The sequence below is a fragment of the Psychrobacter sp. NZS113 genome (assembly GCF_015864825.1).
Taxonomy (GTDB): Bacteria; Pseudomonadota; Gammaproteobacteria; order Pseudomonadales; family Moraxellaceae; genus Psychrobacter.
In genome coordinates this window covers 23,609-43,625 of record NZ_JADYWL010000010.1, presented here as the reverse complement: position 1 = coordinate 43,625, position 20,017 = coordinate 23,609, and the positions used below count along the sequence as shown (strand labels likewise).

20 protein-coding genes are annotated in these 20,017 nt (G+C 42.5%); 11 read left to right on the top strand and 9 right to left on the bottom strand.

All coding sequences use genetic code 11. The features are described from left to right. Positions 1–172: 172 nt before the first annotated feature. From I6E61_RS13275 to I6E61_RS13265, 3 genes are all read left to right on the top strand, one after another. Positions 173–748 carry an isochorismatase family protein gene (locus I6E61_RS13275; protein ID WP_197135186.1) on the top strand — a complete coding sequence of 192 codons (576 nt, stop codon included), beginning with the start codon at positions 173–175 and terminating at the stop codon, positions 746–748. 168 nt (positions 749–916) lie between these two features. Then, positions 917–1,564: an HD family hydrolase gene (locus tag I6E61_RS13270; RefSeq protein ID WP_197135185.1), complete on the top strand. Its 648-nt coding sequence runs from the start codon at positions 917–919 to the stop codon at positions 1,562–1,564. A gap of 95 nt (positions 1,565–1,659) precedes the next feature. Next, positions 1,660–2,265 (top strand): DUF1287 domain-containing protein, encoded by a 606-nt coding sequence (locus I6E61_RS13265; protein WP_197135184.1) that lies wholly within the window; start codon positions 1,660–1,662, stop codon positions 2,263–2,265. Between the two features lie 162 nt (positions 2,266–2,427). On the opposite strand, the gene asd is transcribed toward I6E61_RS13265, so the two are convergent. Next, complete coding sequence (gene asd, locus I6E61_RS13260) at positions 2,428–3,264, bottom strand: archaetidylserine decarboxylase (protein ID WP_197135183.1); 837 nt, start codon at positions 3,262–3,264, stop codon at positions 2,428–2,430. Positions 3,265–3,376: 112 nt separating this feature from the next. On the opposite strand from asd, the gene dtd reads away from it, so the two are divergent. From dtd to phoR, 3 genes are all read left to right on the top strand, one after another. Beyond that, positions 3,377–3,832: a D-aminoacyl-tRNA deacylase gene (gene dtd / locus I6E61_RS13255; protein ID WP_197135182.1), complete on the top strand. Its 456-nt coding sequence runs from the start codon at positions 3,377–3,379 to the stop codon at positions 3,830–3,832. A gap of 146 nt (positions 3,833–3,978) precedes the next feature. Continuing rightward, complete coding sequence (gene phoB / locus I6E61_RS13250; RefSeq protein ID WP_194198244.1) at positions 3,979–4,683, top strand: phosphate regulon transcriptional regulator PhoB; 705 nt, start codon at positions 3,979–3,981, stop codon at positions 4,681–4,683. A 62-nt stretch (positions 4,684–4,745) separates the two neighbouring features. Beyond that, entirely contained in the window at positions 4,746–5,837 is a 1,092-nt protein-coding gene (gene phoR / locus I6E61_RS13245) for a phosphate regulon sensor histidine kinase PhoR (RefSeq protein ID WP_227685934.1), read from the top strand. A 39-nt stretch (positions 5,838–5,876) separates the two neighbouring features. On the opposite strand, the gene I6E61_RS13240 is transcribed toward phoR, so the two are convergent. Continuing rightward, the gene (locus I6E61_RS13240; RefSeq protein WP_197135181.1) at positions 5,877–6,467 is read right to left on the bottom strand and encodes a M23 family metallopeptidase; all 591 of its coding nucleotides are present in this window, start codon (positions 6,465–6,467) and stop codon (positions 5,877–5,879) included. 181 nt (positions 6,468–6,648) lie between these two features. Between I6E61_RS13240 and I6E61_RS13235 the strand changes: the two genes are divergently transcribed. Next, complete coding sequence (locus I6E61_RS13235) at positions 6,649–7,341, top strand: DUF3820 family protein (protein ID WP_197135180.1); 693 nt, start codon at positions 6,649–6,651, stop codon at positions 7,339–7,341. A 38-nt stretch (positions 7,342–7,379) separates the two neighbouring features. On the opposite strand, the gene I6E61_RS13230 is transcribed toward I6E61_RS13235, so the two are convergent. Beyond that, positions 7,380–8,291: an alpha/beta fold hydrolase gene (locus I6E61_RS13230; RefSeq protein ID WP_227685932.1), complete on the bottom strand. Its 912-nt coding sequence runs from the start codon at positions 8,289–8,291 to the stop codon at positions 7,380–7,382. Positions 8,292–8,617: 326 nt separating this feature from the next. Here I6E61_RS13230 and I6E61_RS13225 point away from each other — a divergent pair, with 326 nt between their 5' ends. Then, positions 8,618–9,295, top strand: coding sequence for a TIGR00730 family Rossman fold protein (locus tag I6E61_RS13225; RefSeq protein WP_197135179.1), 678 nt, complete (start codon positions 8,618–8,620; stop codon positions 9,293–9,295). Between the two features lie 197 nt (positions 9,296–9,492). On the opposite strand, the gene I6E61_RS13220 is transcribed toward I6E61_RS13225, so the two are convergent. Further along, positions 9,493–11,052, bottom strand: coding sequence for an FAD-dependent oxidoreductase (locus tag I6E61_RS13220; RefSeq protein WP_197135178.1), 1,560 nt, complete (start codon positions 11,050–11,052; stop codon positions 9,493–9,495). Between the two features lie 485 nt (positions 11,053–11,537). Here I6E61_RS13220 and I6E61_RS13215 point away from each other — a divergent pair, with 485 nt between their 5' ends. Next, the gene (locus I6E61_RS13215) at positions 11,538–11,972 is read left to right on the top strand and encodes a hypothetical protein (protein WP_197135177.1); all 435 of its coding nucleotides are present in this window, start codon (positions 11,538–11,540) and stop codon (positions 11,970–11,972) included. Positions 11,973–12,053: 81 nt separating this feature from the next. Here the strand turns inward: I6E61_RS13215 and I6E61_RS13210 are convergent, their stop codons facing one another. Continuing rightward, positions 12,054–13,142 carry a peptidoglycan bridge formation glycyltransferase FemA/FemB family protein gene (locus tag I6E61_RS13210; RefSeq protein WP_197135176.1) on the bottom strand — a complete coding sequence of 363 codons (1,089 nt, stop codon included), beginning with the start codon at positions 13,140–13,142 and terminating at the stop codon, positions 12,054–12,056. A 258-nt stretch (positions 13,143–13,400) separates the two neighbouring features. Next, positions 13,401–14,564 (bottom strand): YbfB/YjiJ family MFS transporter, encoded by a 1,164-nt coding sequence (locus I6E61_RS13205; protein ID WP_197135175.1) that lies wholly within the window; start codon positions 14,562–14,564, stop codon positions 13,401–13,403. Between the two features lie 128 nt (positions 14,565–14,692). Here I6E61_RS13205 and I6E61_RS13200 point away from each other — a divergent pair, with 128 nt between their 5' ends. Both I6E61_RS13200 and I6E61_RS13195 read left to right on the top strand, forming a co-directional pair. Next, positions 14,693–15,526 carry a LysR family transcriptional regulator gene (locus tag I6E61_RS13200; protein WP_197135174.1) on the top strand — a complete coding sequence of 278 codons (834 nt, stop codon included), beginning with the start codon at positions 14,693–14,695 and terminating at the stop codon, positions 15,524–15,526. A 415-nt stretch (positions 15,527–15,941) separates the two neighbouring features. Continuing rightward, a complete protein-coding gene (locus tag I6E61_RS13195) occupies positions 15,942–16,223 on the top strand; it encodes a type B 50S ribosomal protein L31 (protein ID WP_110924187.1) in 282 nt (93 codons plus the stop codon). 116 nt (positions 16,224–16,339) lie between these two features. Here the strand turns inward: I6E61_RS13195 and I6E61_RS13190 are convergent, their stop codons facing one another. From I6E61_RS13190 to I6E61_RS13180, 3 genes are all read right to left on the bottom strand, one after another. Further along, positions 16,340–17,185: an SGNH/GDSL hydrolase family protein gene (locus I6E61_RS13190; RefSeq protein ID WP_227685923.1), complete on the bottom strand. Its 846-nt coding sequence runs from the start codon at positions 17,183–17,185 to the stop codon at positions 16,340–16,342. A gap of 4 nt (positions 17,186–17,189) precedes the next feature. Further along, positions 17,190–18,587: a nicotinate phosphoribosyltransferase gene (locus tag I6E61_RS13185; protein WP_197135173.1), complete on the bottom strand. Its 1,398-nt coding sequence runs from the start codon at positions 18,585–18,587 to the stop codon at positions 17,190–17,192. 228 nt (positions 18,588–18,815) lie between these two features. Continuing rightward, positions 18,816–19,883, bottom strand: coding sequence for a bifunctional nicotinamide-nucleotide adenylyltransferase/Nudix hydroxylase (locus I6E61_RS13180; RefSeq protein ID WP_197135172.1), 1,068 nt, complete (start codon positions 19,881–19,883; stop codon positions 18,816–18,818). Positions 19,884–20,017 lie beyond the last annotated feature (134 nt).

Sequence of the window (20,017 nt, the reverse complement as noted above, 5' to 3'; positions counted from 1 at the left end):
TCAATACTCAGCCAATTAGTGATTTGCGAGGTCAAAAATAACATAGGTATCATGATTAAGAATTATCTCCATTGACGCAATCATGAAACTGTGACTAAATAAGAGTTGGTTCAACAATGATATAACTAAAACGGATTTGAATTATAAACGTCAGTTGTACAAGGAGTGTGCTATGTCTACTATGATTACCGACCGTACCTATCGAATCGCTCGCGAAAACACGCAAGCCATGATTATTGATGTGCAAGAGCGTCTTACCCCGCATATTTATGACCACGAAAGTATCGTCAAAAAAACAGTGACGCTCATCAAAGGTCTGCAAGCGCTGAATGTTCCCATCATGCTCAATGAGCAGTATAAAAAAGGTCTCGGCGATACATTGCCGGAGATACGTGAAATATTAGAAGGTACTAATGCCAAAAGCTTTGAGAAAGTCACGTTTAGCGCTTGCGACAACAATGACTCATGGCACTATCTAGCACAGCAGAATCGCAGCATTGTTCTATTATTTGGGGTAGAAGCGCATGTCTGTGTGCTACAAACCGCACTGGATTTACTCGATAACGGTATGCAACCGGTCATCATTGGAGATGCGGTTGGCTCACGCTTTCCTTATGATAAGAAGCAAGCCATTCGCCGTATCCGCCGAGCAGGTGGCGTGATTACTACGGTCGAAACTATTTTGTTTGAACTGTGCCGTAGTAGTGAAGACCCTGCCTTTAAAACGATTAGCAATTTGATTAAGTAGATTGTGGCATGACGTATAGTTAAGCCGTTAGTATCATGCCTACACTTATAAGTTAGATATATTTGAATGGTTTTTATAAAAATAGCGCTTGATAGAATCAGCGCTATTTTTATTTCTAATATAAGTAAGATAAAGCGCAATCAATCCATAGAAAAACTAGAGAACAGTATGTCAGTAGTTAATCCAGCAGTATCAGCCAAACCTATCTTATTAACCGATTCAACGCACGCTGCAGACATCGAGATAAATGATGTTACGCATTTTTTATTAGAGTTGGATGCGCTCAAACGTGTCAATCGCCGCAGCTATGTGACGGCTACCACGCGCTTAGAAAACTCTGCTGAGCACTCTTGGCATTTGGCTATGGCATGTTGGTCCATCGCTGAGCAGTTTAAACTGGATGTTAATCATGAAAAATTACTAAAGCTAGCACTCGTACATGATTTGGGTGAGATTGATGCTGGTGATACTTTTTTATATGCCAGTACTCGTAGCACTGCACACGTAGAAGAGCGTGAGGGTATTGCTCGGTTACAAGCTGAACGTGGTAATGGTATTGCAAATTTAAGTGAGGTTTGGGAAGAGCAAGAGACGGGCGATAGTAAAGAGACGCAGCTGCTAAAAGTGATTGATCGTTTATTGCCTTTTTTACTTAATCTAAATACTGAAGGAAAAACATGGATTGAGCTGGGTATCACTCGCTCGCAAGTAAGCGGTGCACATGATTTTATTAAAGACAGCTTTCCTAGCATTCATGACTGGTTATCAGAAAATATCAAATACGCAACTCAGCAAGGGTGGTTGATTGATTTGTAAAGGGACAGCGTGATTGTTTAAACATTTTGCAACTTAGCTATCATTTGCACGTGCTACAGTACTGGTGATTGGTTCAACCAAAAAGAGATTGTTAAATGAGATTATCTGTAATTTATAGAACATTATGTACATCACTGGTCTTAGTCAGTGTATTGGGCTTGGCACAAATGGCTCAAGCCGCGACCCCTATCAGTAGTGGTAATAAATTGGCGAACGATGCCAAAAAGCAAATAGGGGTTACCACCAGTTACGATCCTGCTTATCGTAAATTAGAGTTTCCGCGTGGTGATGTGCCGATAGAAAGTGGTGTCTGCACTGATGTCATCATCAGAGCGTATCGTCTGCAAAACATTGATCTACAGCAATTGGTCAATCATGACATGAAGTCTAACTGGTCAAGCTATCCAAAGAATTGGGGACTGAAATCGACAGATAAAAACATCGATCACCGCCGTGTGCCCAATCTCGAAGTGTTTTTTGAGCGTCATGGGCAGACATTGTCGATTACGGACAAGGACAGCTTTCAAGCCGGAGACATCGTGTCATGGCGTTTGCCAAAAGATAATTTGCCGCACATAGGCATTGTCTCGGACAAGGTAGCTGATGATGGCACACCGATGATTATTCATAATATCGGTAGTGGTACGCAAGAGGAAAATATCCTATTTGCTTATCCTATTCATAAGCATTTTCGATATTAAAGTGCTTTGAATATATTTTAATACTGAAGCGCCTTAGTTATGAGTCGTTACTTTTAATAATTAGTAAAAAGTAATCAATAAAAAGCCCCGTTAAGCGTAAATCATAACGCTTAACGGGGCTTTTATTTTTCGCGGCTCTTGTTTTGTGAGTCAGTATTACATTTATTTGGTGTCGGCACTGCCCAATAATTGTCCCATTTGTACAACACTATTGGCCTTCATACTGTCTTGCCAAGCAGCTTTTGCGGCTTTTGGTAGTACGACAATGGCGGTTGAGCCTAAGTAAAAACGGCCCAGCTCATCGCCTTTCTCAAAGCTCATGTCATGGTTGGCTTCTTGGATATCATCAGTACGCGAAATCTTACCTGTCGCTACCGTCTCGATACCAGCGACAATCATCGCTCCGACCATCACCACGGCTGCTTTGCCATACTTAGTATCAAACATACAAACCAAACGCTCATTGCGTGCAAACAAATCAGGTATGTTAGCTGCAGTGGTCGTGTTGACTGAAAACAGCGTGCCAGGTATGTAACGGGTCTTAGTCAAAGTTCCCGCGAATGGCATATGGACACGATGATAGTTACTTGGTGCTAGATAAACCGTCGCAAAGCTACCATCAGCAAAATAATGGCCATCTTCGCTATTAGCAAGTAGCTGCCCGACATCGTAGTAGCGGCCTTTAGCTTGGAGTAATTTGTGGTCGTCAATCTGACCGAGTTGAGAGATAATACCATCCGCAGGGCTGACGATGCCGTCAGCAGTGGTATCGATAGGGCGAGCATCGTCTTTTAGTTCACGAGTGAAAAAATCATTGAAGCTTTCATAAGCATTGAGACTTTGGCGCTCATATTCGTCCAAGCTAACATTGTAAGCCTTAGCAAAACTACGGATAAAAGTACGTTTGACGTAAGGGTGGCGACTTGCGGCTAGACGGCCTGCAACTTTACTTAGCTGCTGCTGCGGGACAAGCTGTTGCAAGGTGGTGAATAAATTCATAATGAGGTTACCAAAATAGAGTTTGATGTAATAATTAATGGGCAAGTTAGTGGCAGCATTTTATCATGGACAGCATGTTATTGTATGAGCATAATCTGTAAGGAGTCAGTAAATGAAAGCACTTATACAACGAGTGAAGGGTGCGAGTGTTACCATCGATGAACATTGTGTCGGTACCATCGAGCAAGGTGTGTTGGCATATATTGGCTTAGGTCATGATGATACGCTACACAGCGCGCAGAGAATGGTCGATAAAATTCTGACTTATCGCATCTTTGAAAATGATGATGACCCTGCCAAATATGGTAAATTAGATAAAAACGTCCAGCAAGTAGCCGGTGGATTGCTATTAGTATCACAGTTCACTTTGATGGCAAAAACTGATAAAGGTCGTCGCCCTGACTTTGGTGGTGCAATGGCACCCGATATGGCACAGGCGTTGTTCGCACAATTGGTTGATTATGCCAAAACTCAACATATGAATGTGGCCACTGGACAGTTTGGCGCTGATATGCAGGTATCGAGCATCAATGACGGGCCGCTGAATTTTTTATTAGAGGTAAAGTAAACAATCGGATTCAATATTAGAGATAAGGCATTTCAAACAAATGTCATTAAGCTGTCATAATTAATCCGTTTAATAGATAAAATATAGCGAGCGCCTATCGCCTTGTTTATAAGTTGAGTTTCGTCATCTAACGCTGAGAATACCGTATGTATAGTGAGCAAATTTTGATTGTTGAAGATGAACCTGCGATTCGTGAGATGATCGTAATGACACTAGAAATGGCTGGGTTTGATAGCTTGCAGGCAGCTGATGTATCAGAGGCGCATCAGCAAGTCGTCGATCATAGGCCAGCGCTTATTTTGTTAGATTGGATGCTGCCCGGAGATAAAAGCGGCGTGGATTTTTGCCGAATGCTCAAAAACGATGAGATGCTCTCTGAGATACCAGTCATTATGCTGACGGCCAAAGGGGAAGAAGATAGCAAAGTTCACGGCCTTGATGCGGGTGCTGATGACTATATGACCAAGCCTTTTTCGACACGCGAATTGATATCAAGAATCAAAGCAGTGTTACGCCGTAGTAGTGCACTCAGTAGTGATAAGCCTATCGAAATAGGCAGTCTGAGCCTAGATACAAAGAGTCAGCGTGTGACAGCCACAGGCAAAGTCATCGAGGTTGGCCCCACTGAGTATCGATTATTAGCGTTCTTTATGAGTCACCCAGAGCGTGCCTATACGCGGACACAACTGCTAGATCAGGTATGGGGTGGCAACGTCTATATTGAGGATAGAACCATTGATGTACATATCAAGCGTTTGCGCACCTTACTACGCCCACATGACTGTGATAAGTTGATACAGACAGTTCGTGGTACAGGCTATCGGTTTTCTAGCTTTATTGAACCCAATTAATTGATAATAAAAGTGCCTTGGCAATCGTGACTCAATATAGCGAATAGTGGTAAGGACAATAGATGAGCAATACTATGCCAATAGAAAATAATCAACAGGGCACATTAGAGCCAACCTCTGAGCAAAATGCAACGGGTCAACTTAAAAAAATCAGCAGCGCCGTACAAGCGCTACGAGATGCGGTGATTTTACTCAATGACGATGATGGTTTAGAGTGGTGGAATCAAGCGGCAGAGGATTTGCTATTATTGCAAGTAATGGATAAAGGCCAAAGCATTTTTGACTTCATCAGCGCCCCCGAATTCCGTCAATATTATCAGTCGATCACGACACCTAATGATGGTGTTCATATAGAATCATGGCGAGATGCTAAGCGCTATCTAAAGTGTGAAATTACACCTTTCGGTGATGAAAAGCTGCTCATTATTTACGACGTGACACGATTGCATAACTTGGAAGAGATGCGCCGTGATTTTGTCGGGAATGTCTCGCATGAATTGCGTACGCCACTGACCGTCATGATGGGGTATTTAGAAAACTTCTCACATCAGCCAGATATGCCGCCGCATTGGCGTCGTGGTTTTGAGTTAATGACTCAGCAGACGGCTCGCATGAATAGAATTGTGAATGACTTGCTCCTGTTATCTCGTATTGAAATCGAAGAAGCTCATGAGCTGACATATATTGATATGACCAAGCTGCTGACTCATGTCTATGATGATGCGCAAGCATATAACCAATCGTATGGTCATACCATTCATTTGCAGATAGATACTTATGACGGGCTGCAAGGCTCAGAGATGTACCTAAATAGCGCGTTGTCCAACTTGGTGATCAATGCCATTAAATATACCCCAAAAGGTGGCAACATATCTATCAGCTGGACCAAGACGTCAGAAGGCTGCAAGTTTGCTGTTGAGGACAATGGTATTGGCATTGCACCGCAGCATATCGCACGTTTGACGGAGCGTTTTTATCGCATTGACAAAGGCCGTAGTCGTGCCACAGGTGGTACGGGTTTGGGCTTAGCGATTGTAAAACATGTCTTGTATCAACATGAGGCCAACTTGCAAATTGATTCGGTAGAAGGGGTTGGCTCCACATTTAGCATGGTATTTCCAACAGCTTACGTTCGATCTGCTCCGACGAGTTAAGACCAGAAATATTACTGACTTATAGACGGATAATATGCCCTAGTTCTTTTGCAAAAATGGATACGGATTCACAGCACTACCATTTATGTATATTCCATAATGGACATGGGGCGGTGTGCCTTTTGCATTGCCACTATCACCAACATAGCCAATGATATCGCCAGCATTTACCCAGTCGTTGGGAGCAATATCGGCATAGTCCTCTAAATGTGCATAGTAGTGTCCTGCGCCTCCAGGTCCAACGATGACCACCACGCGACCACCCAAATTGTTTTCCCCCACTTTTCGGACGATACCTTGCGTTGTCGATTGTATCGGTGTGCCTCGTGCGGCAAAAATATCAATACCTTCATGCGAGCGGCCTTGGCTACGCGCAGCGCCCCAAGTATCCGTTAGATTCTGCTCTGGTAACGGCGAGGGTAGACTGTCTTCTGTGGGCAGTGCTTGCTGCAATAGACTCAACTGCTGCCATTTTGACACAACAAACGACTGTGTTTGTTGACTGATACTTGGCAGTAGTTTGTCTAATATAAACAATAGCATCACCAACACAGCAGCTCTAATGAGTACGCTTAGTACACGGCGTAGGAGTGTGGGCTTGGCTCGCTGATGTTCATTGACAGGTAGCATAGGGCTCTCTTGGTTTTTTTATATTATGGAATACTATATTGTAGAAGTTCTATCCTTCATTTTCTGTATGACCTTGTTATATTTGGCTTTTATCCCAATAATCATAAATGTGACAAGCGTATTGCTATTCATTATGACGTTTCTATCAGGCCATTTCAGCTACTATTGATGACCATATTTTATGATTGATTTTGACACTGCTCTGATTATCGACACCGAAACAGATCAAGGCCGTGATCCACGACCTATTCAAGTTGCGACTATTAATGTGGCGACAGGATTTGAATGGATGAAATACTTTAATAGTGGCCGATCTATATCACCCGTTGTTATCAAGGTACATGGTATTACTGATGAGGATGTGGCTGGTCTTGAACGTTTTGAATTAGATCAATTTGAATTGCCTGAGTATTTGATTGGTCACAACGTACGTTTTGATTGGCGAGTGATTGGTAGTCCTTCTGCCAAACTCATATGTACTGTGCGGCTAGCGCGGGCAGCCTTTCCAGAATGGAGTGCTTATGGTCAGTCCAAGTGTATCGAGCAGCTATTAGGAAAGTCTGAGGCAAGTGTAATGACAGTTGCCGCTCATGATGCATTAGGCGATGCGCGCATGTGTTATTTGCTGTATCAGGCTTGCTGCGAACGTCTAGAGATTGCTCCGACGGATTTTTCGGCGGCGCATGCTATCTCTAATAAAGCGACCCCTGTGAGTAAAATGCCGTTTGGCAAGCATAAGGGCAAGCCAATTAAAGAAGTACCGATCAACTATGTTAAATGGATGATAGGCAATATTCATAACATGCAGCCGTCGCTGTATTCTGCGTTGACCAAGCGTATCAAAGCAGAAGAGAACGAAAATGCGGAAAAGTAAATAGAGCTGATTGAGTTTAAATGGGTTAGTAAAAAATGCTACTGCTTATTCAGCCAATCTACTGCCCTCTGCCATAGTTGTGGCGCTTTGGCATTGGTTTTACTACTAAAATAACGCATGTGGCCGATATGGTTTAGCCCGAAATCTTTGGGTTCTAAAAAGCGCTTTTCTACTGGCATTTTCGTAAATACGCGAATCATATCATCCATGTTTTTGCTATTGGCAATCTCGTCATCGCTAAATCCCAACCAAAGCGCTGGCATGCTCAGTTCATCATAGAAATGCGTGTGTATGCTCTTGCCAAAAGCGGTCTTGATATAGCCTGCGCCATTGCACCAATCACGCCACTGTCGAGCCACACCGCGCGGTAATGGCTCACCCATGCCAATTTTATCCGATGGTGTGTAGCCTAGCGTCAAGTTAGCGAGTGGAATGAATGCATCCATAAAGCCTATTGCCTTGAGTTTATACGGCATGTCCATGTTTTTGATACGCCCTGATGAGCAGGCAACGTTGAATACAGAATTGATAGTCTTATAATTGGGCATCAAACCAATGAGCTGACCGCCTGCACTATGACCAATTAAATGATAAGTCGCATCAGAGAACTCATCTTGTAGGGCATCAAGGACGGCTGGCATGTCATGGCGACCCCAACTAATCAAAGATGCATCACATTTAGATAAGTCAGAAGAAAGCGACTCGCCGATACCTTCGTTATCAAAAGTCAGCACCCCAAAGCCGTGTTCTGCTAAGTAGGTCGCAAAGCTATGGTAAAACTGGCGTTTGATACCAGTGGCTGGTGCTATCATAATCGCTGTTTTTATTGTTTCTGTAGGGCGATAGACAGTCGCTGCCAATACCTTATTACGGTCTGTCATGATGCTTAGAGAGTAAATCTCTGTTTGCGAGTCAGTATCCATTTTATTATTGAGAGTGCTATTGTCCATGGTTTGACCTTAGTGTGTTTTATCATTTTTGTGAGTGCGTTTGATGAGTAAAGAATCGCTAATCGTCTCGGGCATGTAGTTATTGCGTAGTGATAAATCGTTGCTGACATCTGATAGGATTGCTTATGTTAGAATAAATCCTGGTAAGGAAGGCACTCGAAGATGACTTCCAAGTTCTATTTTTTTTATTTTAAATGCTATTATCTATCAAGGTTTTCATAAAAATCTATTATTTGAATAATTAATATACATACACTTTTTAATAACTAAACTTTTAATCAATAGACATTCAATAAAAACAATCGATGTAACATTAAGGAAGCTATATGCAAATGAAGATTAACAACGATACGTATGAAGTTATCACTAGCCAAGACATCACTAATATTGAACAAGCAGTTGATAAGTCTGAATTGACGATGCCATTAGTGGCAGTGTATTGCGGATCACGTCTCGGTAATAAAGAAGTCTACGAGCAAGCAGCACGTGAGTTAGGTCGTGCGTTAGCCGATAATGGTATGGGTCTGGTCTACGGTGGTGCTAGTATTGGGCTGATGGGTGCGGTCGCAGATGAGGTCATTAATGGTGGTGCGCAAGCAGTTGGCGTGATCCCAACCTTTATGCTCAAACATGAGATTGCTCATGAGCAGCTAACTCGTTTGCACCTAACCGATACCATGCACACCCGAAAGACAGTGATGGCAGAGTATGCTGATGCCTTCATTACATTGCCTGGTGGTCTTGGTACATTAGAAGAAATCATGGAGATTGCTACTTGGCGTCAGTTATATCAGCATGAAAAGCCGATGATTATCCTCAATATCAATGGTTTTTATGATCGTATGGTTGAGCATTTAAAATATACTGCTGACCAAGGGTTTATGAAGCAAGAAGATCTTGAGCGTTTGGTGGTGTGCAATACGATTGATGAAGCCATTGACCTATTAAAAACCGTAGTAACCATCGATAGTGCTGTCGATACAGAAAAAATGGCTGGTAACTAAGGCTGGTTTTAAGCAGTATTTGGCTTATAATTGATTCAAGTTAAAAGTAGTACAAGGCAATCGAGTGTAGATCTACATAAAAAAGGAGAGGGTGGCTAATTACAAGCCACTCTCTCCTTTTTTCGTGCAGTTTTTAAAGTAGCTAATAATGAGGCTTAAGACAAGCCTGAAACCATGTCTGATTTATATGAAATGAACTATATAGCGTCTAGGGTCTTCTTAGGAATACTGTGATTCACGCCCGCCATTGCTAGAGGGAAACCACGTTCTTCAGCCAAACCACGAGCGACTCTATCAATAGTCATACTATCGTTATGCATCAGATAAGACCATTCATGAGCATCGCGATTGCGATTCGCAGGCGTGTCGGAATCAACCAAGCCAAGTTTAGTCAATTCGTCAACGATTTGATCGGCAGCGATCAGAGTCGAGGATGCTTTGACATTTTCAGCACGCGCATAACGTATATTGGAATATAAGCTCACATCGGCAACCCGCAAAGTGTCATCTTGCCCAGGTATTTGCTGCCCACCATATAACGCATTACCGACCGTACGCGCGCTATGGAAAGTCGGTACAAACTCAGCCACATAATCAATCGATTGTTGGCTGCGAGCTTGTAACGGGGCTTTGTCCCAACCATCTTCGATATAATGAACATATTGCGGTGGCAATTTCGGCTGTGCACTTTCTTTGCTAGAAGCGACCAGACCATCATCAAATAAAGTGATGAATTTACTCATGCCATGTATTTGAAAGTAGCCACCTGGATAAGGGGTTAGCTGCGCCATGCCTTCTGGTGTACCTCGATTGCCATAAACAATAATCTCTGGTATCTGCCCGCCAGCATTGTCCCAATGCGTAATATAAGAAGACTTAAACTCAACCATACGAGTCACTTTGACACCTACCATATCGTCGATTACACCAGTACGAAAGCCACAGGCATTGATCAAGTAATCTACTTCGATAGACTCAGTTTGAGGCTTTGATTCGAGAGCTGACTCGTGACCAGCAGCTTGTTGGTAGTCGATACGCCATTTGGTGACATGGTGATCCGCGTTTGAGCAGTTCTCGCAGTCGACAGGCATAACTTGCTGTACTTGAGTATCGGTAAAGACATGAGCATGGTCATAATCTGCTAGTGCCAATTGTGCAGAAGCCGCTAGGCGGAAGATATTCCAGCCGTACTCCTGTACAACAATCAATGGAAACTTAACTTTGTTCAGATCCAGATATTTGGCGACTGGTATCATCCATTCGTCAATGGTCGTTGGCACAGCAACTTGCTCACGCTCGGACAGTTCAATCAATTGCTCATGGCTATATAGCTGATAGTAGTCTTCCGGCTCACCCAGTACTTTATTACTGCTATCTTGAGCGATAAGCTCATGATAAGCATCGGTCAATATATTGAGACGAGGAAGCAAGTCCTCGGGCAGACCGCCATCTCGTGTCGGCACGGCAAATACGGTTGGACGTACATCGATGGTATAAGGATAAAGGCGCAAAATATCGATGCATTGTTTCAGTAGGGCAACACAGTCCTCGTCAGGTATCTCTCGATATAGGTTGCCACCTGCATGTAGATGACACATCGGTGGGCCATCAATCAGTGATTTGTTTTTTTCAAATAAATAGGTTTCAAGCCCTAACGCCGCCAGGCGAATAGCAATAGTCGCACCAGCCGTGCCACCACCTAGAATACCGACGCGTTTGGTAGGCTGCGTTTGATTTTTGATAACAGATTGAGTCATTTTCGTTGTTATATCCTTAATAGCATTCACAGCAAATAGTGCTCGATGTATTCATTAACTATCTTGTGTCTAAATAACTTATAACTGTTGATATGCGTGCAAAGTTGCCAAGTTCAATATATATATTGGGCCGCCGTAGAAATATTTCGTATTGTTTAGCAACTCTTAAACTCTATAGGGTTATTTTACGAAAAACTACAACTCATATGATGATAAATAAGTAAGTGAATACATGAGTTTTGTCAACGAGTAGGTAAGCCTGTCTACTCAGTGCGATGGATTTGTTGGCTTGTTCCGTAGGATATAGGCAGTTTTGTAAAGACCTTTCCGTATCAACACAACTGTCTACGTTCACATGCTATATTAAATAGCTTGAAGTCAAGATTGAGTCATTTTTGCTTCTACTTAAATCACAGATACTCAAATCATATGATTATCAGCAAATGCTAAATAAAGCTAACCATGACAAAAACAAGGACGTTATTATGAAACGTATGCTCATATTATCGGCGTTGACAGGTGTTTTGACGCTTACTGGTTGTTCAACGTTAAACAATGTAATGGGGAAAGACGGTTCTGGCATGCATGAAGTGCAGGCTACTAATAACAATACGGCACCCGTTACGAGCAAAAACGGTATGTTGGTCGATGCAAACAATCATATGACTCTATATACTTTTGATAAAGATTCTATGGGGAAATCAGAATGTGGCGCTGCCTGTTTGCTAGTATGGCCAGCATTTCTAGCACCTGACAATGCAAAAGCCTCAGGTCAGTTTGCTGCGTTCCAACGCGAAGACGGTAAGTATCAATGGGCCATGAATGGCAAGCCTTTGTATTTCTATGCCAATGATACTAAAGTGGGTGATAAAGATGGCGATAACAAGTTAGGTGTGTGGCATATCGTTACAATGAAATAAACATACTTAAACTTGAGTCGAAAAAAAGCAGCCATCATCGTGGCTGCTTTTTTATTTGTTGAGAGTAGGTGAGTCTGTTTATCAAACATTTACTAGAGATTCAGTGCCTTCAGCTTCCAACACAGTTTCTTTGGTTGGCTCTTTTCTATACAAAGGGAAAAAATCTGAGCTTAAATCGTTTTCAGTAAACCAACTGTTCGCAATCAATGCTGCGTATTTGGACGAATTGACAACAAGTCTATAGGTCTTAAACAACAGCTCTTGTGAGCTAAATCCTTTTTTGTACTCATACAACGAATCTAGGTTGGAGCCTACGCCACCACCAAGATGGAGCAAATTATAGTTGTTTTCTCTACCCCAGTTACGAGCAATATGAGTAATGAGTTTAGACGGCTGTAGATGTGTGTATGCGTTAAGCGTGCCACCGAGATGGAACTGCATAATGCCTGACTCTCTACAGATCGTGTATATCGATGAACCAATGGCCTTACCATCTTGATAAGCTGTTATTAGCAGTATTCTGTCTTGAAGGTTTTCAAATAAGTTGAAAAAATAGTTGTCATCAAAAAAGTAATATTGGCTGGCATTAACATGTTCCATCGTTTCTTTATAAATGTTCGAGAACACCATGGCACTTTCTTTGGTTAGGCGCTCAATTTTTGTGACAACCTCCATTTTCATGGCTTTTTTGATACCACGACGATGACGGTTTTGAGTCTCGCTCCAGTGTTCTTCTTCAGATTTTTTTAAGTCGGACATCAATGTCAGACCATGAGTGAGTGCTTTCCCAACGGTAGGAAGCCATTCTTTATTGATGATTGGATGCAATCGCATGAATAATGAAACACAGCCTTTTTCAAAGAGAAAGGTTCTTATGCCTTCTAGTACGATATCTAGCTGGGCATCGGTTAGCGTTTTGTCCATTACAGGACCACCGTAGCCATACGTAGAGGTAGCATCCCAATGCTCTGAATCTATCTCTCGTATGATAATAGGTAAAAACACTTTCTTATCTTTATAGTGGGCGACTATACCTTGAGGCATGCCTTTATCAACAACAGCTGATGCCGCAATCCAGCCAGATAAATGGTATATGTCAAAATGATAGTCTGATATTTGTTTGTCCCATTCTTTATCTATATCTATAAAATCAACTTTTACTGTATCCATTTTTCTGCTTCCTCAGTGTTATGTAATATATTCGTAAATTCACATATACGAATATAACAATAAATGTTGAGGTTCACAAGCTTATCAAAAGATTTTATGCGTTTTATTGAATATATTTAAAGAATGATGCAGTTATTTTTATATCAATAAAAAAAGCAGCCATCGAGTGGCTGCTTGTAGCTATTTTGGTACTTATCCTAGTATGCAGATTTAAGTCGAAATCTCATTGTTTGATAGTTTGTGAGAGATAGGTTTTGGTTAAGGCTGCTTTAAATTTAATAAGCCATATAAGAGTAGGGTGCCCATTGTCACGACTGCGGCTGATAGATACAGGCCAGGGTCATAGCTTCCATAAATTTTAACAATATAACCTGTACAGACGGGTGCAATGATTTGAGCCGCACCATACGATAACGTCATTGTCCCCATAAATTTAGCAGGATCACTGGGGAAGAATTTACCAGCCATCGTTAACACCAAGCTCACACAAGCGATGAAAGTACCGCCAAATAACACCGCACTGATTATGACCGTCGGTAAGCTGTCATTGGTTGCAGGCAATATGATGCCGATAATTTGTAAAAAATAAGCGGCAATTAGTGTCCTAAGATAGCCGAATCTTCGTGCAATACGATCCCATATAAGTGCAGCTGGGGTGGCGGCTAAACCAATTAATAAAAAGACAAAACCTCCTTGTCCTTGCAAGCCTTTTACACTCTCTACAATATCGACGATAAAGGTAGAGCTGACCGCATAACCATAACCTGCACAAAAATAGGCCAGCATCATAAGTGACTTAAATATTTTACTTGGTGGATTGTCCTTAACCACTTCTTGATTTTTACTTTCGGTAGAAGGGTGTGGCATCCACAACCACGCGGGCACAGCAAAGATGATCGCCAAAACAGAGAGTGCTAACCACTGCTGTTGCCAATCTGCTGATATTGATTGCATTGCCTCAAACAATAATGAGGTAATCACAATACTCAATCCAGCACCTGCGAAATGAATCCCGAGCTCAGCACGGTGGTTATTTTTTACTAGCCATTTCAATATCAATCCTGAAGCAATAATAAACCCGCCTGAAGCACAGGTTCCAGCGAGGAACCTTAATATCGCCCAAATGGTTATATCTGTCGTCAAAACCATGGCTGCAGAGGTGACTACACTCAAAATAAGATAAACACGATGTAAGTGATATTTATGATTTAGATTACGCATGCTCGCCGCAAGCAAAACGCCAAACATATACCCCATAAAGTTCGTACTGGCTAACCATCCGCCACCTAACTCTGTTAAACCTGCGCCTTCCTGCATGACGGGTAGCAATAGACTATACGAAAATCGAGCAACCCCTACGGTCACTATCAAACTGCAAATTCCAGCAATATATACTTGGACTTTCGTGAGTTCTATAGACATTTTTATTACTTCATATCGGAAAGTTATTAACAAAGAATACGTGACTCTGTTAATCTTAAAAATTGAATTATCTAGAACAAAGTATTCTCATTATAAGAACTATTTGATAAGTGAATAAGGATTTTCACATGGAGATTTTGACGTTAAAGACGTTTAAAGCGGTGGTGGATGAAGACGGGATTAAAGGGGCTGCTGAGAAATTGCATACCGTTCAGTCGAATATTACCAATCGTATTAAAAAACTCGAAAGAGAAATAGATACCAAGCTATTCAATATCATTGGTCGAAAGTTGCAGTTAACCCCGAGTGGGCGACAGCTGTGCGATTACGCCGATCAAATTTTAAAACTAGAGTACCAAGCCACAACGGCTATGTTGCGTAATAAAGACAGTTATGAATTAATAATCGGTATGCCTGAAACATTTGCTGCTGTTCATATGCCATTAGCACTGAAACAACTAAAGTTAAACCACTCTGAGATTCGCGCTAAAATTTATACAGATACTAGCGATAGGTTGGTATTGGCTGTATTAAATAATAAAGTGGACTGTGCGGCAATCGGCAATGCCCCCAAGCATAAAGATCTGGTGGTGATTCCTGTTGTCAGAGAAGAGCTGATGATGGTGACGCCACTGGGCAGTGAGCATGACGCTGTTTTATTCGTACGTGATGAAGGTTGTGGTTATAGGACACAGGCCATTATTTGGCAACAAGAAGCAGGCAGAGGGTGTGATGAGCTAATGCTGATGAGCAGCGCTGATGGTGTCTTAGGATGCGTCGCTGCAGGGTTAGGCTACACCATCATTGGTAAAAATATGGTGGTCGGTAGTCGATATGAAAAATCATTGGTCATGACGCCACTCAGTCATGGGTCAAAACAAGTTCAGCTATCGATTGTTTATCGTAAAGACAGCCCATTGGCATCAGGCGTATTGATGCTAGCCAAACTATTAACTGAATAATATGGCACGCTATGGTCTATTCACTATGTAGCTGCTACGTTATTTAGCTTGCTCGGCATATTAAAGTATAGAGGATTGACTATATCGACTTTTATTGCCTTTGGTACACTATTCTTTTGTGTTCTAGAACTGATTGATCTTTATCGAGATTGTATTGGCATATCATTACAGTCTTAGCACCTGACTGACTTGCATCGGACGTCGAAAACCGTTAAAATCGCGTTTTGATTTTCCCGCTGGGGAAAGGCTAAGTGAGCAGAGGAATGGTGTTGGGTGCTGGAATAAGCCAGTGATGCAGCTGCCATACTTATAAATGTCCTTAGTGCCTCAGTTACGTATGCCATTGCTGATTTGACACATCATTTAAGATGTTGCTCAAAAGCACTATACATACATCGGACATAGAGAGTTTATTATGCGTAAAGATATCCATCCTAATTACCAAGAAGTTTTATTCCACGACACTAACGCTGACGTTTTCTTTTTGACTCGTTCAACTGCTAAAACTAAAGCTACTCGTGAATACGAAGGTACAGAATATCCATACTACCCACTTGATATCTCAAGTGCGTCGCATCCATTCTATACTGGCGAACAACGCAAAACTTCTACTGAAGGCCGTGTTGCTAGCTTTAACAAACGCTTTGGTGCGTTTGGTGGCCGTAAGAAAGCTGCTGATACTGACGCTGCAGAATAATTTACACTTATTGTGTAAATATATTTCGCAAAGCAAGAAAAAACCGCTGATTATTCAGCGGTTTTTTTGTTTGAATTTTAGGGTAGTGTTTCTGAAAGGTGAAATTAAGACAAGCCTTAAGCAGTCGGAGTGTCTAATACTTGCACCATCAAATCTGACAACTGCTGTGCCCAATAGCCATACATTAGGCTGCTAGGATGAAAGCCGTCACTAGCAAACATCACGGCAATATCAATAGGTTTGCCATTAAAGTGCTCTTCTATCATTCGCGGAAAGTCAGTTTCCATGTAAGTAACACTGTCATGCGCGGCACAGACTTGCTGCAGTATCCTATCCAAAGTCGATGCTTTGGCACCAATAAAGTTATTGAGCGGAGTAGGTATTGCAGGCATTTGTGCCATTGGTGGTAGACTTGAAAAAATCAATTCTCGCACACCAAACTTGCGCTGAGCAATAGCAATGATATCTTCAATCTGCTGCTGCCATTTACGCGTAGAGACATTAGCAGTGGTGTCATTCACTCCGACACTCAATACCATGACATCCACCGCTTGGCTAGGAGCAGGTAGGATATATAACCTCCGCAAAATATCAAAGCTAGTGTGTCCAGTGGTTGCTTGCAACGACCATGTCAGCTCATCAAACTGAGTACGAATAGCAGGCTGCTGTTGCAAAGCAGGGATCAGCTTGCCTACTAGTGCTTCTTGCTGTGTCTGACTACCAACACCAGCGGCGGCTGAGTCACCAACGACCATGACGTTTAGCGTTTTTTTGACGGTATCTTTTTGAGTATTAGCAGAAAGGGTATTGGTAGATTGGTTTAATTGGACATGACCATGTCTTTCACCGTGTGGCTCAGGCAAGCGGATGGTATCGCGCTTAATCCTACGACCTTGATAAAGATAAACAGGGGCAAGGAGTACATCTCTTGCCACTGTCGCCATTTTATTGCTATTTATCATATTGCTACCATCCAGCACGCTCTCGAATAGCCGTTAGATTGTCTTCAATTAATAGTTGGCCATCGACATACACATCACGCAGCAGGTTTTCCGCATCGGCAGCTAAGTCATCAGCCTTGATGGTTTTTAGCTGTCCATCAATATTTTGAACTAAAGCCAAACGACCTTTTTTTGAGCGTTTCGAACGGCTAGTAATGGGATCTTTATAGATGTCTTTCCATGTGCCATTAATAGAGATGGAACTGGCTTTCATCGCCCAGCTCATGGTGTCACGGTTGACTTGCTGTAGTAAGCCACCGCCCATACCAAAGGTCACGTTTTCAACGCTAAACCCTGCTTTTAGTATGACATCAATTATCTTGGTTAAGCTTTGTGGACTGATACCATCACCTTGGATGACTCGTACGTAGTCAGGTAGTACTTTATAGCCTTTACTGTTAACGGTCGTTCCAAATTTCACTGCCAAGCGCTCTAACGCCTCGCGGACGACTTTGGTAGGCTCGCCACTGTCTGGTCTAATGACCAATGTGCCGCCCATGTTTTTTACGTCGTCTTTTAGGCTGCCACCCCAGATATTATCGATGGCGTTCCATAAGTCGTAGCTGTCTGAGACCACTGAGAAGCTTTTTCCTTCGCCACCAAACTGTTCAATCATATTGGCAAAGGCTGCTGTCTCACCATCACGGCCCCATGCGGTCATCGTGCTGTGTTCAGCTGCAGGGATAGAAAATGCTGGCATATCTTTATCCATTTGATACCAGCGACTGGCAGCCACTAACGCCGTCATTGAATCAGTGCCCGCAAAGTTTACCAAATGTGCCAAGCTGCCAAGTGCCACAGACTCCTGACTAGATGCACCGCGTGAGCCAAAATCATGCAGTCTGAACGTAAGTGATTCGGTGTTGTCTGCTGACTTTTCTAAAGCTTTACGAATGATGTCTTTGCAATAATGCGAGACGCTAGCAACCGTCGACGGATACCAGATAGCACGTAATAATGCAGTTTCGATATAGCTTGGCAGCCAGTAAAACTCAGGGTCGGTATTGATGACTTGGCAGACTACGTTAGACACTGGCACGATGCTGCCTTCAGGTACGGCTTCGATACGTAGTGGTAGATAACCATTGTGTTTGTCCACCAAATGCTCCCAACCAGCACGATTGAAAGTCAAGCCGTGCGCTTGTACAACCATCTCGGCTTCATCGATATCTTGGTGGGTAATAGGGGTGCTTAGGTATTCTTTGATAAATGCTTGCAAGCCAAAAAATACCACATCATAGTCGCCTTTACGCGCCTCAATGTAGCTTGACAGATATTCGCTACCGCTTGGATATTGCACCCAATGTGAGGTTTTATAGCTGTCGCTGTTAAGAATTAAATTATTTAGATTACTGGTATACATCACAGAACTCCTCTGCTTTGAAATGCCGCAGCTGCTTTGATAAAAAAACAGTTGCAGCGGTAAACCCTTGCCGTCTATCGACTCGGGCGGTGAAACCTTTTATACAAAAATGTGTGAAAAAGTGATAAATCAGGTTTAAAAATAAACAGACTAAGAAAATAAATTATATAGACTATAGTCGATTATAAGGTTGTAAATCATGTACTAGTCGGTCAACGTTATGTAAGTTTATAACCCAACCATCTTGGTAATAATCGCATAGTGGTCTTCGAACATCATGGTGGCATCAAGCTCTGCTAGCGGTAACCAAAAGGCCTTGGCTGCGTCATCGCCACCTTTTACTTTTGGTAGACCTTTTGGGTCATTTTTAAGCTGAAAGTAAAACGCTTGGGTAATCGTACGACCACGTGCCGAGCGATAGGGGTCGTCAAAGGTATGCTGACTGTGACAAGAGCCGCGCAATACTGGCTCAGGAACTTTGAGACGCGTTTCTTCACGCAGCTCACGGATACAAGCATCAAATAAGGTCTCTTTCGGATTTAAGAACCCACCAGGTAATGCCCACAATCCGCGCCCTGGCATGCTGCGGCGCTCTACCAACAGGATATGTCCAGACTGTACAATCAAAGCATCAGCCGTCATAAATGTAGGTGGATAGGGAGCTGACTCCCACTGTCTTTTATACTTATCAATGAAATCTGCTTCTTCATGCAGTTGATGATAGTCGTCAGTTTTTTTGAAGTCATTCAGCACTTTACGGGTGGATTCAGGCGTGCGCTCAGGCGTCGGCGTGGCTCCCATCAGATAGCTATCTCTAATAGGTGTGGCTGATAGATTGTGATAATTGGGTACCGAGACCGAGTCCCAGTTAGGGAATAGCGATAAGTAATACGATGAGCTGTCTTTTGAATGACCAATCAACCCAATATCGCTCTGCAAGTCACCAGTGACAGATTTTACGCCTGCTTGCACATATTGTAGCCAGCGGGTGTCGTTATAGAGGGCATCGTCTAGACCCACGCAGTGAATACGTGCCGCTTCCTCTGCTGAGTAGGCATCTTTAATCATGGCAGCGCGCTCAGCGACGCTAAATGGATTGCGTAAGCTACGTGGCAGGTTGGCTGAGCCAATGAGCATAATCACATCATCCGAGCGTTTTAATGCTTCGTCAATGACAGCTTTATGTCCACGATGGAACGGCTGAAAACGCCCAATGAAAACCAAATAACGATAGTGTTTTTTATCCTGACTATCTGCGCTTTTTTTATCTGAATTTTGCTCTGACAATTCACTCATAGACGCTAGCTTCCTACGACTTATTTTTATTGATTAAAAACTAATGATACCAATACTGACACAGCCTATGACTTGCTGACAAGTGGAAAGATGTTTGGGATGGTATAACTGTCAATGATTATGTGCATTGTGAT

Excerpts from the sequence above, each read along its gene's own strand:
- I6E61_RS13275 (WP_197135186.1), top strand. The coding sequence starts at position 173 with ATGTCTACTATGATTACCGACCGTACCTATCGAATCGCTCGCGAAAAC.
- I6E61_RS13270 (WP_197135185.1), top strand. The coding sequence starts at position 917 with ATGTCAGTAGTTAATCCAGCAGTATCAGCCAAACCTATCTTATTAACC.
- I6E61_RS13265 (WP_197135184.1), top strand. The coding sequence starts at position 1,660 with ATGAGATTATCTGTAATTTATAGAACATTATGTACATCACTGGTCTTA.
- asd (WP_197135183.1), bottom strand. The coding sequence starts at position 3,264 with ATGAATTTATTCACCACCTTGCAACAGCTTGTCCCGCAGCAGCAGCTA.
- dtd (WP_197135182.1), top strand. The coding sequence starts at position 3,377 with ATGAAAGCACTTATACAACGAGTGAAGGGTGCGAGTGTTACCATCGAT.
- phoB (WP_194198244.1), top strand. The coding sequence starts at position 3,979 with ATGTATAGTGAGCAAATTTTGATTGTTGAAGATGAACCTGCGATTCGT.
- phoR (WP_227685934.1), top strand. The coding sequence starts at position 4,746 with ATGAGCAATACTATGCCAATAGAAAATAATCAACAGGGCACATTAGAG.
- I6E61_RS13240 (WP_197135181.1), bottom strand. The coding sequence starts at position 6,467 with ATGCTACCTGTCAATGAACATCAGCGAGCCAAGCCCACACTCCTACGC.
- I6E61_RS13235 (WP_197135180.1), top strand. The coding sequence starts at position 6,649 with ATGATTGATTTTGACACTGCTCTGATTATCGACACCGAAACAGATCAA.
- I6E61_RS13230 (WP_227685932.1), bottom strand. The coding sequence starts at position 8,291 with ATGGACAATAGCACTCTCAATAATAAAATGGATACTGACTCGCAAACA.
- I6E61_RS13225 (WP_197135179.1), top strand. The coding sequence starts at position 8,618 with ATGCAAATGAAGATTAACAACGATACGTATGAAGTTATCACTAGCCAA.
- I6E61_RS13220 (WP_197135178.1), bottom strand. The coding sequence starts at position 11,052 with ATGACTCAATCTGTTATCAAAAATCAAACGCAGCCTACCAAACGCGTC.
- I6E61_RS13215 (WP_197135177.1), top strand. The coding sequence starts at position 11,538 with ATGAAACGTATGCTCATATTATCGGCGTTGACAGGTGTTTTGACGCTT.
- I6E61_RS13210 (WP_197135176.1), bottom strand. The coding sequence starts at position 13,142 with ATGGATACAGTAAAAGTTGATTTTATAGATATAGATAAAGAATGGGAC.
- I6E61_RS13205 (WP_197135175.1), bottom strand. The coding sequence starts at position 14,564 with ATGTCTATAGAACTCACGAAAGTCCAAGTATATATTGCTGGAATTTGC.
- I6E61_RS13200 (WP_197135174.1), top strand. The coding sequence starts at position 14,693 with ATGGAGATTTTGACGTTAAAGACGTTTAAAGCGGTGGTGGATGAAGAC.
- I6E61_RS13195 (WP_110924187.1), top strand. The coding sequence starts at position 15,942 with ATGCGTAAAGATATCCATCCTAATTACCAAGAAGTTTTATTCCACGAC.
- I6E61_RS13190 (WP_227685923.1), bottom strand. The coding sequence starts at position 17,185 with ATGATAAATAGCAATAAAATGGCGACAGTGGCAAGAGATGTACTCCTT.
- I6E61_RS13185 (WP_197135173.1), bottom strand. The coding sequence starts at position 18,587 with ATGTATACCAGTAATCTAAATAATTTAATTCTTAACAGCGACAGCTAT.
- I6E61_RS13180 (WP_197135172.1), bottom strand. The coding sequence starts at position 19,883 with ATGAGTGAATTGTCAGAGCAAAATTCAGATAAAAAAAGCGCAGATAGT.